The organism is Burkholderia sp. PU8-34 (genome assembly GCF_053427725.1).
In genome coordinates this window covers 55847-70803 of record NZ_JBSAXC010000021.1, presented here as the reverse complement: position 1 = coordinate 70803, position 14957 = coordinate 55847, and the positions used below count along the sequence as shown (strand labels likewise).

Genomic DNA, 14957 nt, shown 5'->3' with positions numbered 1-14957 from the left:
CCGAAACAGACAACAGAAGGAGACACCACAATGCGAGCCATGCTGATCGACCGCGTCGGTCATTCGGATGCGTTGCGACTGGCCGATGTGCCGACACCCGAACCGGGCCCCGGCGACGTGCTGATCCGCGTCGCGTACGCGGGCGTCAACCCGGCCGACTGGAAATGCCGGGAAGGCTACCTCGGCGCGTTCATGCAGTACACGTTCCCGTTCGTGATCGGCTTCGACGTCGCGGGCGTCGTCGAAGCGGTCGGCGCGGGCGTCGACGGGTTCACACCCGGCATGCGCGTGTTCGCGCAGACGGACGTCGGCGCGGGGAAGTGGGGCGCGTATGCGGAATACGCGTCCGTGCGTCACGACTCGGTCGTGCGCCTGCCCGACACGCTCGGCTTCGCGGAAGCGGCGACGGTGCCGACCCCGGCGCTCGCCGCGTGGGCCGGCCTGTTCGACGACGGCGGACTGCAGCCCGGCCAGAAGGTACTGGTCCACGGCGGCGCAGGCGCGGTGGGCACGTTCGCGATCCAGCTCGCGGCCCGCGCGGGCGCCGAGGTGGCCGCGACCTGCAGCGCGGCAAACCGTCCGACGGTCGAATCGCTCGGCTGCGCATGCAGCATCGACTACCGCGCGCAGGACGTGCACGACGCGGTACGCGCGTGGGCGCCCGGCGGCGTCGATCTCGTGCTCGACGCGGTCGGCAACGGCACGCTGCCGCGCGCGCTAGACCTGCTGGCGCCGGGCGGCACGCTCGCCAGCATCATGACGCTCGCCGCCGACGACGCCGCGCGGCTCGCCGCGATTGCGGCGGAAGCGGACCGGCGCGGCCTGCGCACCGCGATGACCTTCAGCCGCATGCCGAGCGGCGAGCGGCTCGGCAAGATTGCCGCGCAGCTCGCCGATGGACGGCTGCGCGTGCCGCACTTCGAACGCCTGCCGCTCGAACAGGCCGCACGGGCGCTGGATCTCGTTCAATCGGGTGACGCGAAAAGCAAGCTGGTGCTGCACGTTGCGGATATCGCTGGCTGATCGGATCGAACCGGACCAATCGAACCCAACCCATCGACGTACACAAGGAGACAAGATGACCGACACCCGAACCCAGGCACTCGCGGGCAAAGCCGCGCTCGTCACCGGCGCGAGCCGCGGCATCGGCCGCGCGATCGCGCAGCGCCTCGCGTCCGAAGGCGCGACCGTCGTGGTGACGGCGCGCAGCCTCTCGCAATCGGCGAGCGTCGCGGGCACGCTCGCCGAAACCGTCGCGCTGATCGAACAGGCGGGCGGCCGCGCGATTCCGCTTGCGGCCGACCTGTCGAACGCTGCCGAGCGCGACACGCTCGTCGCGCGCGCGGCCGACGCCGCCGGCGGGCTCGACATCCTCGTCAACAACGCGGGCGTGGCCGACTACGAACGTGTCGAGACGATGCCGATGGCGATGTTCGACACGACGATCGAGCACTATCTGCGCATCCCGTTCGCGCTCGCGCAGGCGGCGATCCCGCTGATGCGCGCGCGCGGCGCGGGCTGGATCGTGAACGTCGGGTCGGTCACGGCGCTGCCGCCGCTGCGGCCGTTCGACGACTTCTCGCGCGCGGGCGGCGCGACCGTCTATGCGGCAGTCAAGGCCGCGCTGTCGCGCTTCACGCAGGGGCTCGCGGCCGAGCTCGAACCGGACGGGATCGCGGTGAACCTCGTCGCGCCGAGTACCGCGATCCGCACGCCGGGGGCGGCCCGCTACATCCCGGAAGGCTATCCGACCGAAGACGTCGCGTACCTGGCCGAAACCGCGCTTGCGCTGTGCCGGCTGCCCGCGCGCGAGCGCACCGGCGTGATTGCGCACAGCCTGCACTTTCCGCTCGCGCACGAACTCGCGGTGCGTTCGCTCGACGGCCGCACGCCGTTGCCGCCGCCCGCGATTCCCGCGTACGCGCATCCGCACATCAACCCCGAAGGAAACTGACCGTGACGGCATCGCTTCGCTTCGACGGCGGCACCGCCGTGATCACCGGCGCGGCCAGCGGCATCGGCAGCGGCCTCGCGCGCCATGCCGCGAAACTAGGCATGCGCGTCGTGCTGGCCGACCTCGATCCGGCCAGGCTCGACGCGTTTGCCGCGACGCTCGACACTGACGTGTTGTGCGTGCCGACCGACGTCAGCCGGCCGGACGCGGTCGACGCGCTCGCGGACGCCGCGTGGCAACGCTTCGGCGGCGTCGACCTGCTGTTCAACAACGCGGGCGTGATGGCCACCGGCTTCAGCTGGGAAATCACGCCGGAACGGTTCGAACAGTGCTTCGCGCTCAACGTGCACGGCGTGCTGAACGGCATCCGCAGCTTCGTGCCGCGCATGCTCGCGCGCAACGTGCCGGCGCGCATCGTGAACACCGCATCGGTCGGCGGGTTCCTGCCGAGCCCGCTGATGTCGCCTTACTCGGCGACCAAGTTCGCGGTGGTCGCGCTGACCGAATCGCTGTACGGGGAACTGAAGATGCTCGGGGCGCCAGTGGGCGTGTCGTTGCTCGCGCCCGGGCCGGTGCAGACCGGGATTTTCAACGATCCGTTCGGCGACGCGCACGATCGCCCGGCGGTACGCGGGTTCGTCGACACGATGCGCGGGATGCTGAACGCGCACGGGCTCACGCCCGACCAGTTCGCCGAGCGTGTGTTCGACGGGGTTCGCGAAGGGCGTTTCTGGCTGATTCCGCAACCGGAGACGATCGACGGTGCGCTCCAGCGGCGCACGGACGACATACTGGCCGCGCGCGATCCATCGCTGCCGTCGTTCTGACGGGAGGCATGCGCGAACACGCGCAGCCACACGCCCGCGGGGTGCGCTGCTGCGCCCCGCGGGCGTGTCCTTTCATACGTGCATCGTCCCGCGCGCCGGCCGTTCAACGGATGCGGCCGGCGAGATCGCCACTTACATCTTCGTGCCCGAAGAATGCTGTCTTCCGCTCGGGTCGCCGCCGCGATCGGGCGGCGTATTGTTCTGATCAATCTTTGCGAGGATGAAACCGCCAGCCGAAGGCAGCGTGCCTGGCATGCGCTGCGCCGTTTGTGCGCCGGCGGCGTGCGGGGACGCTGGGACCGGGGAACCGGAGAACGGCGCGCCCGATTGAGCGAACGCCGAAAGGGAAACGGCCGCAAGGACGGCGGCGATCGCGTGCTTGTTCATGGCGACTCCTTTCGCGACAACACTGCGTGAGACAACTCATTCAGTCTAGTTCGCAAAACTTAACGCCGCGTGAAGGTATGACGTTGCGCGCCTGACGGCATATTAGCTGCGAGCCGGGCACGGGTGATGCTTCTGGCATCGAAACGGCGGCGTGCAGCTATCTGCGATGCCGCGCCCGACTCGCCGCATCGCGTCAGCCGATGACAACGCCAGTGATCTGCAGCGAACGCCTGCCTGCGATCTGCCTGTCGGCCGAAGGACACCGGACAGCACCCCCGTCCGGCGTACGTTGCCTTCACGCTGCACCGGCCCGTCGGCACCATGCCGAGCGTGTTCCGCCCGTCGTACGAAACCTGTGGACGCCGAACCGCACACCGCCCGGCGCCCGCATCAGCCACGCACCGCTTTCACGACGTACTGACTCGTCGGCACCACGTCGATCTTGTCGAAGTCGATGAAGCGCGCGCAGCTGTCCATCATCTCGGCAACATTGCGCTGGAACTTCTCTTCGTCGCCGACCGCATCGAAGAACGCGTATGGATCCGTCATCGCCGCGGCCGGAAAGCATTCCTCGACGATCGCGTCGTAACCGGGCGCCGCATGCGTGAGCGCACGCACGACGACGTTCTGCACGTACTGGAAGTTGTCCTGCGTGTCGATCGCGACGCGCGTGTGATGACCGTGCCACACGTCGAGCCACGCTTCGTGCGTGAGGCGCGGCGGCCGCTTCAGGAACGCGAGCTGCGCAAACCCGCTGGTGCGCTCGCCGGGCCGTGCCGGAAAGCGCGTGTTCGGAATCGGCTGAGATTCGGTGACGAGATACGCGGCCATGTGCGGCGCGACCGCGCGCACCGCGTCGTCGAACGGCTGGCGGAACATCGGGTTCGCGCTGTCGATCCAGACGGCCGCGATTCCGTCGATGCCCGGATGCGTATTGACCTGCTTCAGCGCGGCGGCAGGCGCGACGTCCGCGTCGGCGACGTTGACCTGCACGCCGTGCGCACCGAGCGACAGCAGCTTGTCCGCGAGCTGCGCGCGCACCATGCGGCTCCATTGATCGGGCGCGGCTTGCGCGTCGCGCCACAACACGTAAATGACTTTCTCCATTGCTCGGGCTCCAGGTTGGGGATGACAGGAATGACGGGAATCACAGGATCGGCAGCTGCGCTGCCGGTACAGTGCCGGATGTCCGGCTGCGCCGCCGGGTTCAGTGCGCGGCGTCCGGCTGCGCGGCGGGCGCGAAGCGGTTCGCGGTCAGCGTGAACGATGGCGGAATCGGCGACGTCACGCTCTCGAACAGCCGCTCGTGATGCGTCGCATGGATGCGCCACACGCCATCCCGCTTCACGTAGTCGTCGTTGTAGAACGCGGTGCCGTGCAGCAGCCAGTCGTCGTCGAGATTGATCGCGTGATCCTCGAGAAACCACACGCCGTGTGCGCGATCGGGCGCGACGAGCATCAGCTCCGGGTGATGGCCGTGATGCATCGTCAGGAACGTCGGCTTGCCGATCAGCGCCCGCAGGTTCGACACGAACGCGTCGCGACCGTCATAGGCGTACTTGCCGCCGTACAGGCGCGCGCTGCAGTCCGCCGTCAGGCATTGCGCGAGCAACGCCCAGTCGTGTGTGTCGACCGCGCGGAAGTACCGGTATTTCAGCTGACGGATCTGCTCGAATTCGTGGAGCATCCGGGTCGTGTCGTCCATCGCCGCGCCTCGTGGTGGTATCGACGGATGGTAGGAACGAACGCCGCCGCATTACATCGTCTGATTGGATGATCGTGGCCGGCGAGGTGGGGCTGCCTGGGCGGGGGCCGGCGAAGTGGGGTCGCCCTGGTGCGGCCGGCGAAGTGGGGTCGCCCTGGTGCGGCCGGCAAGGTGGGGCCACCCAGGTGAGGTCGGGGCAAGGTCGGACCGCCCAGGTGCGACCGTCGAGGTAAGGCCACCAACGCGTGGCCGGCGAGACGAGGCCGCCCGGGCTCGCCAGCCGGGAAACGGTCGTTTCATCCGAACGGGTGATGGCCGCCCGGCATGGCGCCTGTACCTTGGCATCGACGCACCGCACCGGCCTGCGTCCACACCAAGGAGACAGCATGACGTCCATCGAACAACTGGAGGCACGGCTGCGCAGGCTCGAGGACGCCGACGCGATCCGCCGCCTGAAAGCGCGCTATTTCACGAGCTGCGACCGTAAAGATCCGCAGGGAATGCGCGACTGCTTCGCGCCCGGCACCGTGCACATCGACTACGGCCGGATCGGCGTGTTCGCGCATCGCGACGCGCTCGTCGACGTGTTCGAGCGGCTCGGCTGCCATCCGCACATCGTCGAGATGCATCACGGCGTCAACCCGGACATCACAGTGCTCGACGACACACGTGCGCGCGGCACGTGGGGCCTGCATTACCAGATGATCGACACGAACGCGCGCACGCTCACGCAGCTCGGCGCGTACTACGACGACGAATACCGAAAGGTCGACGGCGAATGGAAGATCGCCGCGACACGTTGCGTCGTGACGTCGACACTGTCCGCGCGCTACGAAGGCGATGCGGCGGGCGTGCTGTTCGCCGGCGCGCAGCCGCCGGCCGCTTGATGCGCCGCAATTTGCCGGGCATCGCGCATTCCTCATCGACGTTCCGTCGCACAGCATCGAACAGGAGACACCGAACATGACACAGAACAACGACACGCTGGTCGCCGTCGTGACAGGCGCATCGCGTGGCGCGGGCAAGGGCATCGCGCGCGCGCTCGGCGCGGCAGGCGCGACCGTCTACGTGACGGGCCGCTCGCAGCGCGAAGGCGACGCACCGCTGCCCGGCACGATCCATGAAACCGCGCGCGAGATCGATGCGCTCGGCGGCCGCGGTATCGCGGTGCCGTGCGATCACACGGACGACGCGCAGGTCAAGGCGCTGTTCGAGCGCGTCGAGCGCGAAAGCGGGCGGCTCGACATCCTCGTCAACAACGCGACCTGCCTGCACGACCAGCTGATCCTGCCGGGCCCGTTCTGGGAAAAGTCACTCGATCTCGTGAACATCCTCGACGTCGGCCTGCGCTCCGCGTACGTCGCGAGCTGGCACGCAGCGCCGCTGATGGCGAAGCGCCGCAGCGGGCTGATCGCGTTCACGTCGTCATTTGGCGCGAGCTGCTACATGCATGGCGCCGCCTATGGCGCGCAGAAGGTCGGTGTCGACAAGTTCGCGAAGGACATGGCCGTCGACCTGAAGCCGTTCGACGTCGCGGCCGTGTCGATCTGGATGGGGCCGCTGCGCACCGAGCGCACGACGCGCGTGTGGGAAGAACACCCGGACCTGTACAAGGAGTTCTCGCTCGTCGCCGAGAGCCCGGAATTCACGGGCCGCGTGATTCATGCGATTCATGAAGACCCCGAGCGCATGTCGCTGTCGGGACAGGTGCTGGTCGGCGCGGAAGCAGCGCTGAAGTACGGGATCGCCGATCTCGACGGCAAGCAGCCGCCTTCGTATCGGGACCTGCTCGGCGGGCCCGTGCAGGCGCATCCGGCGATCGTCGCGTAATGGCCACGGAAGGCACGCACATGGGCATCCTGAAAGACAAGGTCGCGCTCGTCACGGGCGCGGGGCAGGGTGTCGGTCAAGGCGTCGCACATTCGCTCGCGGCCGAAGGCGCACGGATTGCGGTGGTTGGCCGCACGCGCGACAAGCTGCTCGCAACGTGCGACGCGATCCGCGCGCGCGGCGGGGTCGCCGAGCCGTTCGTCTGCGACGTGATGGACGGCGGCCAGATCGCGAACTGCGTCGAAGACGTCGTCGCCTGCTACGGCGGCGTGCAGATCCTGATCAACAACGCGCAGGTCGTGCCGCTCGGCCGCTTGCTCGACGTGACCGACGACGCGTTTGTCGCGGGGCTCGAATCGGGCCCGATCGCGACGCTGCGGATGATGCGCGCGTGCCACCCGCACCTGAAGGGCGACGGCGTGATCGTCAATTTCGCGTCGTCGGCCGCGGTGCGCTGGGATGCGTCCGGCTACGGCGCGTATGCGGCGACCAAGGAAGCGATCCGTGCGCTGACGCGCGCGGCTGCGTGCGAGTGGGGCGCCGACGGCATTCGCGTGAACGCCGTCGCGCCGCATGCGCTGTCGCCCGGGCTGAAGGGTTGGGTCGACGCGAATCCGCAGGAAGCAGCCGCGTTCTTCCGGACGATACCGCTCGGCCGCGTCGGCGACTGCGAACAGGACATCGGCCGCGCGATCGTGTTTCTCGCGAGCCGCGACGCCGCGTACCTGACCGGCGCGACGCTGCCGCTCGACGGCGGGCAGGCGTATTGGGGTTGACTATCAGGAATGACTATCCGGGATGACTTCGCGTGGCGCGGGCTGCGCGGCGATCAGCAGGTCCGGCTGCGCGCGTCCGAGCGCGATACGCCGGCGTATCGACGAAAGGAAAAGAGGACAACATGGCTCGACTGGAAGGAAAGGTAGCAATCGTCACCGGCGGCGCACGCGGGATGGGCGCGGCGACATGCAGGCTGTTCGTCGCGGAAGGCGCGCGCGTCGTGATTGCCGACGTGCTCGAAGCGGAGGGCGTGGCGCTCGCGCGCGAACTCGGCGACGCCGCACGCTTCATGCGGCTCGACGTCGCCGACGAAGCGAACTGGGAACGCGTCGCCGATGCGACCGCCGAGCAGTTCGGCCGCATCGACGTGCTCGTCAACAACGCGGCCGTACTGATGTTCGGCGGCATCACCGAGCTGTCGAAGCGCGATTTCGAACGCGCGGTGTCGATCAACCTGGTCGGCACGTTCGTCGGCATCCGCACGGTTGCGCCACGGATGATCGCGCAGAAAAGCGGCTCGATCGTCAACATCTCGTCGGTGGACGGGCTGCGCGGCGTCAATGCGCTCGCCGCGTACGTGTCGAGCAAGTGGGGCGTACGCGGGCTCACGAAGGTCGCGGCACTCGAACTGGGCCACCAGGGCGTGCGCGTAAACTCGATCCATCCGGGCGGCGTGAACACCGCGATGTCGAACCCGACTGGCGCACCGCTCGACGAAGTCAACAAGAACTACACGCACGTGCCGCTGCAGCGCGTCGGGCTGCCCGACGAAATCGCGCGCGCGACGCTGTTCCTCGCGAGCGATGAAGCGTCGTACTGCAACGGTGCGGAACTGGCGGTCGACGGCGGGATGGCCGCGGGCGCGTATTACCCCGGATTGCCGGGCGCGCCGTTCTGAGCGGTGACGCTTTTCACGCGCTCACATCAGATGTTTGTGTACGCAACCTAATTCAGGGTTTGCCGCAGTAGCGAAAACGTGAATATGCGCGAAAAGCGGGCACGTTCGTTGCGCGTCGTGTCGCGCCGCCGAATCTGCCGCTTCCGCGAAACCCTTGCCGGACGGCGTGCTGCGCCGCTCCGGCGCGCGTGGCGCCCGCCGCGCGCGGGTAAAAATTACGCGCAAGCATCACGCGTGCCGGTCCGCCGGCACGCGTGATGCTTGCTGCAACGCAACGCCAGCGCGGCATTGGCGATGGTATGCTGGCCGTCATGTAGTTGGTACGTCAGGTTGCATGCATGGCGAAACACGCGTTCGCACACTCTAACGAGACACACCATCCTCTCGCCCGCATCACGGCTCCGACACGCGCGCCGCTCGCGCGTTACGTCCTGCGCGCGCTCGCCGCTGCGACCTGTCTCCCGATCAGCTTATCCATCTCGCGGGCCCGTCCCGCTTCCCCCATCCCCGCCCAATAAATCTGGAGACATCCTCATGCAGCCAAATACCACGGCCGAAGCGACACACGGCCCGCAGATCGCTCCGCCGGCTTTCGTCAAGCACCGCGGGCTGATCGACTGGGTGACGCGCATCGCCGCACTGACCGAACCCGACCGCGTCGTGTGGTGCGACGGTTCGCAAGCCGAATACGACGCGCTGTGCCAGGCGATGGTCGAGCAAGGGACGCTGAAGCGCCTCAATCCGGCGAAGCGCCCCAATTCGTATCTCGCGCAGTCCGATCCGTCGGACGTCGCGCGCGTCGAGGACCGCACGTTCATCTGCACCGCGTCGCGCGACGACGTCGGACCGACCAACAACTGGATCGCGCCGGACGAGATGCGCTCGACGCTCGACGGGCTGTTCCGCGGCGCGATGCGCGGCCGCACGCTGTATGTCGTGCCGTTCTCGATGGGTCCGATCGGCTCGCCGATCGCGCATGTCGGCGTCGAGCTGTCCGACAGCCCGTACGTCGCGGTGAACATGCGGATCATGACGCGCATGGGCCGCGACGTGTATGAGGTGCTCGGCGAAGACGGCCCGTTCGTGCCGTGCGTGCACAGCGTCGGCCATCCGCTCGAAGCCGGACAGCAGGACGTGCCGTGGCCGTGCAACCCGGTCAAGTACATCGTGCATTTCCCGGAAACGCGCGAGATCTGGAGCTTCGGCTCGGGTTACGGCGGCAATGCGCTGCTCGGCAAGAAGTGCTTCGCGCTGCGCATCGCGTCGACGATGGGCCGCGACCAGGGCTGGCTCGCCGAGCACATGCTGATCCTCGGCGTGACGTCGCCGGCCGGCAAGAAGTATCACGTCGCGGCGGCATTCCCGTCCGCGTGCGGCAAGACCAACTTCGCGATGCTGATTCCGCCGAAGGGCTTCGACGGATGGAAGGTCACGACGATCGGCGACGACATCGCGTGGATCAAGCCCGGCCGCGACGGCCGCCTTTACGCGATCAATCCGGAAGCGGGCTTCTTCGGCGTCGCGCCCGGCACCGGCGTGAAGACCAACCCGAACGCGATCTCGACGCTGAAGGAAAACGTGATCTTCACGAACGTCGCGCTCACCGAGGACGGCGACGTCTGGTGGGAAGGGCTGACCGACACGCCGCCGGCGAAGCTGACCGACTGGCAGGGCAACCCGTGGACGCCGGAAACGGCCAAGGAAACCGGCCGCAAGGCCGCGCATCCGAACTCGCGCTTCACCGCGCCGGCTGCGCAATGCCCGTCGATCGACGGCGACTGGGAAAACCCGGCCGGCGTGGCGATCGATGCGTTCATCTTCGGCGGCCGCCGCTCGACGACCGTGCCGCTCGTGACCGAAGCGCGCGACTGGGTCGAAGGCGTGTACATGGCCGCGACGATGGGCTCGGAAACGACCGCCGCCGCGGTCGGCCAGCAGGGCATCGTGCGCCGCGACCCGTTCGCGATGCTGCCGTTCTGCGGCTACAACATGAGCGACTATTTCGGCCACTGGCTGAAGATGGGCGAGCAACTCGCGGCAAGCGGCGCCGCGCTGCCGAAGATCTACTGCGTGAACTGGTTCCGCAAGGACGCGAACGGCAAGTTCGTGTGGCCGGGTTTCGGCGAGAACATGCGCGTGATGAAGTGGATGCTCGATCGTCTCGAAGGCAACGGCGGCGGCACCGAGCACGCGTTCGGCGTGTCGCCCGCGTACGACGACCTGCATTGGGACGGGCTCGATTTCACGCGCGCGCAGTTCGATGCCGTCACGTCGATGGATCCTGCCGAATGGCGCGACGAACTGAAGCTGCATGCGGAGCTGTTCGACACGCTGAAGCTGCGCCTGCCGGCCGAGCTGCTCGACACGATGAAGAAGATCGAGCAGCGCGTCAGCGAATGACCCGTGCCTGACCTGACGTTAGGCTGAGCGCCGGTTTTCCCGGCGCGCTGTCATCGACGTCCCGCGTCGGCCGCCATGCCGGCGCGGGACGTTTTTTTGTGCGCGCGGTTCACCGCAGGCATTCACGGCAAGCGCCACGCGCGCAGCCGCTCACTGCGCGCGGCAATGTGCGACGACCTCGTCGACCGCGCGCTGCACGTCGCCGCGCCGGTAGCGCAGCACCGCGAGATCGGCGGGATCCGGGTCGTACGACACCACGTTGCCGCGCCCCGTGTAGATCGCGATGTCAGGCAGCAGCGGATGCGCCTGATCGAGCGACGGCACAGGCTGCGGATGGCCGGCCGCGCGGAAGAACGCCGCGAAGTAATCGGCGAAGCTCAGGTTCTCGTCGCCGACGAGGTATGCCTTGCCCGATTCGCCGCGCTGCAGCGCGCCCCAGATCGCTTCGGATAGCGATTGCGTCGAGATGAAATTGCTGCCGCCCGCCGGCCCGTAGACGGGCAATCCTGCGAGCTTGCCTTCCGCATAGCCCGTGTACGCGGCGAACATCTCGTTGCGCAGCCCCGGCACCGACCCGACGACGAACGGCGCATTGGCGCTGCACACCGAAAAATCCGGTGTCGCCAGCGCGCGCACGCGTTCGTCCGCGAGATGGCGCGAGCGCACGTACGGCACCGTGTCGACGAGTTCCGGCGCGACCTGCGGATAGAAGCTGCCGACGAGCACCGCTTTCTTCACGCCCGCGTCGCGCGCGAGCGCGAAGAAGCGCGGCACGGCCTCGACGTTCGCGCGCTCCCAGTGCGCGGCTTCGTCGGTGCCGGGCGGCAGGTGGCGGATGTCGTTGCCGGCCGCGAACACGATTGCGTCGAAGCGCGCGAGATCGTCGCGCGTGAAATTGCCCGCGACATAGTCACGCTGCAGCACGTCGAACGACGCGAGCGCGCTGCCGGCCGCGGCCGGCTTGCGCGCGGCGAGCGTGACGGTGTTGCCCTGCTCGCGCAGGTAGAGCGCGGCGTGGCCGCCGATGAGGCCGGTGCCGCCGATGACGAGAATGTTCATGATGTCTCCGATGACGATTCGCTCGCGAAACGCCTTTTTCAGTACATGAGCGTGGAAGCGGGCACGTGCCCGCTCAGAAGTTGAAGCCGTTGCCGGTGACGACCGGGACGTTGGTCCAGAAGCCGTTCGGGTCGCGGTACCAGCCGGCCGCCGCGAGCGCGCCGCCGTCGACGTGCAGCGTCGTGCCCGTGATCCACGATGCGAGCGGGCTCGCGAGGAACAGTGCCGAGCCCGCGACGTCGCCCGCTTCGCCAAAGCGGCCGAGCGGAATCCAGCGCGGAATGTGCGCGTGATGTTCGGCCGCGATCATCAGCTTGACCGGCACTTGAGGGGTCTCGGTCGTTTCGGGCGCGATCTCGTTCACGCGGATTCCCGCCGGCCCGAGTTCGAGCGCGAGGCTTTTCGTGAAGCCGGTCAGCGCGGCCTTGAACGACGCGTACACCGCACAGTTCGGAATCGCACGGAACCCTTCGATCGACGACACGCTGACGATGCTGCCGCCGGCGCCCCGCCGCCGCAGCAGCGGCAGCATCGCGCGCGTGACGACGAACACCTGCCGCAGGTTCACGTCGAACAGCCGCGCGATATCGTCGTCCGTGTAGTCGTCGAACGGTTTCGCGATCTGCAGGAAATCGCCAACGTTGTTCACGAGCACGTCGAGACCGCCGAAGCGCGCGTCGATCGTTTTCGCGAACGCGTCGACCTGGTCGCCACGCGTGACGTCGACGACTTCGACGAGCGCTTCGACGCCCGCCGCCTCCAGCATGTGCCGCACGTCCTGCGCGCGGGCGGCATCGATTTCCGCGATCGCGACCCGCGCGCCCGCCGCGCCGAACGCTTGCGCGCACGCGCGGCCGATGCCCGCGCCGCCGCCGGTGATCAGCACGGTCTTGCCGGTCATATCAATCATCTGAATATCCCTCCGAAAACAAGTCGCACGCGCCGCGTCACAGCGACGAGATCAGTTGAGCGTTGTCGATCCGCAGTTCCGCGCCGTTCACGAAACGCGATTCGTCCGACGCGAGGAACAGCACGAGATTCGCGACGTCCTGCGGATCGCACATCCGCGCCATCGGGTCATGGCCGATGCCGAGCGTCGCCGGGTCGAGATCGGGCACGAGCGCCTGCGTCATCGGCGTCCAGATCCCGTCCGGGTGGATCGAGTTGCAGCGGATGCGGTAGCCGCTGCGCTTGCAGTGCGCGGCGACGCTGCGCGTGAGCGCCGTCACCGCGCCTTTCGAACCCGTGTATGCGCACATCATCGGCAGGCCGCCGAGCGCGGCGACCGACGACATCATCACGATCGAGCCCTGCGTCGTGTTGTGCTTCATTGCGTCGATCGCGTACTTGCAGCCGAGGAAATAGCCGTCCGCGTTGGTGCGCATTACGCGCCGCCACGTATCGAGGCTCGTCTCCTCGATCGTGCCGACCGGACAGATCGCCGCGTTGTTGACCAGCACGTCGAGCCGGCCGAAGCGCGCGAGCGTTGCCGCGATCGCCTGTTGCCAGCCGTCTTCGTCGGCGATGTCGTGGCGCACGAACAGCGCCGCGTCGCCGATCTCGCGTGCGAGCGCGTGGCCCGCGTCCTCGTTGATGTCGGTGAGCACGACGCGCGCGCCTTCGGCTGCAAGCAGCAGCGCATCCGCGCGGCCGACGCCGCTCGCCGCGCCGGTGATCAGCGCGACCTTGTTTGCGACTCGATTCATGGTCGGAGGGATTCCTGTGTATGAAAGGGAAGAACGGCTCATGCAAGACCGGGCGCGCGGCCGGCCTTCACCGCGTCGGTCAGCTGCCGCTGCGCGCGGTCGAGCGCGTCGCGGCGGCGGCCCATCAGCACGACGGACGCGCCGTCGGCGAGCAGCGCGCGTGCGCTGGCCGCACCGATGCCGGACGAGCCGCCCGTCACCAGCGCGGTCTTGCCGTCGAGCGGAAGAGAGGCGGGAAGAGAAGCGCGCATCGGTCAGCCCTCCAGCGGCAGGTCCTGCGCCCAATCGACGTGCAGCGTGCGCGCGGCGAAGCGCCATGCGCCGCCGTCGAACACGCAGCGATCGTGATAGCGCAGCCCCCAGTCGAGCTTGCGCTTCACGCCGTCGCGCACATACACATGGCACGCGACACCGTACGTCTCGACGGCCGCCTCGCCGCCGTCGAGCGTGACGAGCTGGTTGTGCACATGGTGCTGGGTCGTGTCGTAGCGCGAGATCGCGCCCATCCCGGCGACGATCGCGTCGCGGTCGCCGAACGCGAAGCCGGGGCCGGCGAGACGCGCGTCGGGGGTGAAGAGGGCGGCGAGCTGCCGCCAGTCGCGCCGGTCGACCGCCTGCGCATAGCGGCAGGCGAGTTCGTGCAGCGCGTGACGGGGATTCGAATCGGTCATGCCGGACTCCCGTGAAAGGACGGAGAAGGTGGCCGCGCAGCCACGGCGAAACGTCGGATGCGGCCGCATGGCGATGCGCAGGTTCGCATCCGGGCGGACGGGATTCATCACCCATACGGAGCAGGGACCGGCCCCGGGAAAACACGGAGCCGGCTCCGGGAAAGCGCGAGGCCCGCTCTGCAGCACGCACTCATCCCGCGGCGCAGCAACGCGCTTGCACACGCCCGGCGGGCGCTTGGCCGCACCGATGCTGCGCTTCAACGCGACGACGAACCTTCCGCTCACGATCGATGCTGCGACGCGTCATGCGCGGCCTCAGCCGCTCCGTGTTTGCCCTTAGTCGAAACGGACGATGGCCGCCGCGCTGCCGGCCGCTACCGTGCAGTCATCCGGAGCGGCGCCAGCCGTGCCGGACCCGAGACCGCACACACGGCGCATCTGGAGGGGACGATCATGAGACTGACGAATCGCATGCTGGGCGCACTCGCCGCAGGCACGCTCGCCGCCATCGCGATGGCACATTACGCGGCCGACGAGACGGCGCCGCCGCCGTATGCGCAGGGCACCCTGCAGTGCCGCTCGGTCGACGCGAACGGCTTGCCGACCGGCTGCGTGCCGATCGATCCTGCGCACTTCGGGTTCGCCGCGCTGCGCGGCATGTGACCGCTGCGCAACGCACGGGCAGGCGGCGCGCACCGCCGCGCGCCCGTTCGACTGCCCGTGAGCGGCGCCGCCGCCGGGCA

General features: G+C 68.4%; 17 protein-coding genes. 9 read left to right on the top strand and 8 right to left on the bottom strand.

Features of this window, described 5'->3' with window-relative positions:
- Nucleotides 1-30 precede the first annotated feature (30 nt).
- From ACV22Z_RS31705 to ACV22Z_RS31695, 3 genes are read left to right on the top strand one after another with little or no spacing between them, the layout of a single operon-like run.
- Entirely contained in the window at nt 31-1023 is a 993-nt protein-coding gene (locus ACV22Z_RS31705; RefSeq protein ID WP_448080188.1) for an NADP-dependent oxidoreductase, read from the top strand.
- Nucleotides 1024-1078: 55 nt separating this feature from the next.
- The gene (locus ACV22Z_RS31700; RefSeq protein WP_448080187.1) at nt 1079-1954 is read left to right on the top strand and encodes an SDR family NAD(P)-dependent oxidoreductase; all 876 of its coding nucleotides are present in this window, start codon (nt 1079-1081) and stop codon (nt 1952-1954) included.
- A gap of 2 nt (nt 1955-1956) precedes the next feature.
- Entirely contained in the window at nt 1957-2781 is an 825-nt protein-coding gene (locus ACV22Z_RS31695) for an SDR family NAD(P)-dependent oxidoreductase (RefSeq protein WP_448080186.1), read from the top strand.
- 132 nt (nt 2782-2913) lie between these two features.
- Here ACV22Z_RS31695 and ACV22Z_RS31690 read toward each other — a convergent pair whose 3' ends face one another.
- The 3 genes from ACV22Z_RS31690 to ACV22Z_RS31680 all read right to left on the bottom strand — a co-directional run bounded on the left by ACV22Z_RS31690 (nt 2914) and on the right by ACV22Z_RS31680 (nt 4873).
- Nucleotides 2914-3168: a hypothetical protein gene (locus ACV22Z_RS31690; RefSeq protein WP_448080185.1), complete on the bottom strand. Its 255-nt coding sequence runs from the start codon at nt 3166-3168 to the stop codon at nt 2914-2916.
- Nucleotides 3169-3558: 390 nt separating this feature from the next.
- Complete coding sequence (locus tag ACV22Z_RS31685; protein ID WP_448080184.1) at nt 3559-4275, bottom strand: EthD domain-containing protein; 717 nt, start codon at nt 4273-4275, stop codon at nt 3559-3561.
- A gap of 100 nt (nt 4276-4375) precedes the next feature.
- Nucleotides 4376-4873 carry a nuclear transport factor 2 family protein gene (locus ACV22Z_RS31680; protein ID WP_448080183.1) on the bottom strand — a complete coding sequence of 166 codons (498 nt, stop codon included), beginning with the start codon at nt 4871-4873 and terminating at the stop codon, nt 4376-4378.
- 386 nt (nt 4874-5259) lie between these two features.
- Here ACV22Z_RS31680 and ACV22Z_RS31675 point away from each other — a divergent pair, with 386 nt between their 5' ends.
- From ACV22Z_RS31675 to ACV22Z_RS31655, 5 genes are all read left to right on the top strand, one after another.
- A complete protein-coding gene (locus ACV22Z_RS31675) occupies nt 5260-5760 on the top strand; it encodes a nuclear transport factor 2 family protein (RefSeq protein WP_448080182.1) in 501 nt (166 codons plus the stop codon).
- Nucleotides 5761-5836: 76 nt separating this feature from the next.
- Nucleotides 5837-6703 (top strand): SDR family NAD(P)-dependent oxidoreductase, encoded by an 867-nt coding sequence (locus ACV22Z_RS31670; RefSeq protein WP_448080181.1) that lies wholly within the window; start codon nt 5837-5839, stop codon nt 6701-6703.
- Nucleotides 6704-6723: 20 nt separating this feature from the next.
- Nucleotides 6724-7479, top strand: a complete 756-nt coding sequence (locus ACV22Z_RS31665) for an SDR family NAD(P)-dependent oxidoreductase (RefSeq protein ID WP_448080180.1) — start codon at nt 6724-6726, stop codon at nt 7477-7479.
- Nucleotides 7480-7601: 122 nt separating this feature from the next.
- On the top strand, nt 7602-8378 hold the full coding sequence (locus tag ACV22Z_RS31660) for a glucose 1-dehydrogenase (protein WP_448080179.1): 777 nt from the start codon (nt 7602-7604) through the stop codon (nt 8376-8378).
- A 534-nt stretch (nt 8379-8912) separates the two neighbouring features.
- Nucleotides 8913-10778 (top strand): phosphoenolpyruvate carboxykinase (GTP), encoded by a 1866-nt coding sequence (locus tag ACV22Z_RS31655; RefSeq protein WP_448080178.1) that lies wholly within the window; start codon nt 8913-8915, stop codon nt 10776-10778.
- A gap of 150 nt (nt 10779-10928) precedes the next feature.
- Here the strand turns inward: ACV22Z_RS31655 and ACV22Z_RS31650 are convergent, their stop codons facing one another.
- The 5 genes from ACV22Z_RS31650 to ACV22Z_RS31630 all read right to left on the bottom strand — a co-directional run bounded on the left by ACV22Z_RS31650 (nt 10929) and on the right by ACV22Z_RS31630 (nt 14214).
- Complete coding sequence (locus tag ACV22Z_RS31650) at nt 10929-11837, bottom strand: NAD-dependent epimerase/dehydratase family protein (protein WP_448080177.1); 909 nt, start codon at nt 11835-11837, stop codon at nt 10929-10931.
- 73 nt (nt 11838-11910) lie between these two features.
- Nucleotides 11911-12744 carry an SDR family NAD(P)-dependent oxidoreductase gene (locus tag ACV22Z_RS31645; RefSeq protein WP_448080214.1) on the bottom strand — a complete coding sequence of 278 codons (834 nt, stop codon included), beginning with the start codon at nt 12742-12744 and terminating at the stop codon, nt 11911-11913.
- A gap of 40 nt (nt 12745-12784) precedes the next feature.
- Nucleotides 12785-13543, bottom strand: coding sequence for an SDR family oxidoreductase (locus tag ACV22Z_RS31640; protein WP_448080176.1), 759 nt, complete (start codon nt 13541-13543; stop codon nt 12785-12787).
- 38 nt (nt 13544-13581) lie between these two features.
- On the bottom strand, nt 13582-13794 hold the full coding sequence (locus tag ACV22Z_RS31635; protein ID WP_448080175.1) for an SDR family NAD(P)-dependent oxidoreductase: 213 nt from the start codon (nt 13792-13794) through the stop codon (nt 13582-13584).
- 3 nt (nt 13795-13797) lie between these two features.
- Nucleotides 13798-14214, bottom strand: coding sequence for a nuclear transport factor 2 family protein (locus tag ACV22Z_RS31630; protein WP_448080174.1), 417 nt, complete (start codon nt 14212-14214; stop codon nt 13798-13800).
- Nucleotides 14215-14667: 453 nt separating this feature from the next.
- Between ACV22Z_RS31630 and ACV22Z_RS31625 the strand changes: the two genes are divergently transcribed.
- Nucleotides 14668-14877, top strand: coding sequence for a hypothetical protein (locus ACV22Z_RS31625; RefSeq protein WP_448080173.1), 210 nt, complete (start codon nt 14668-14670; stop codon nt 14875-14877).
- The last annotated feature ends 80 nt before the right edge of the window (nt 14878-14957 follow it).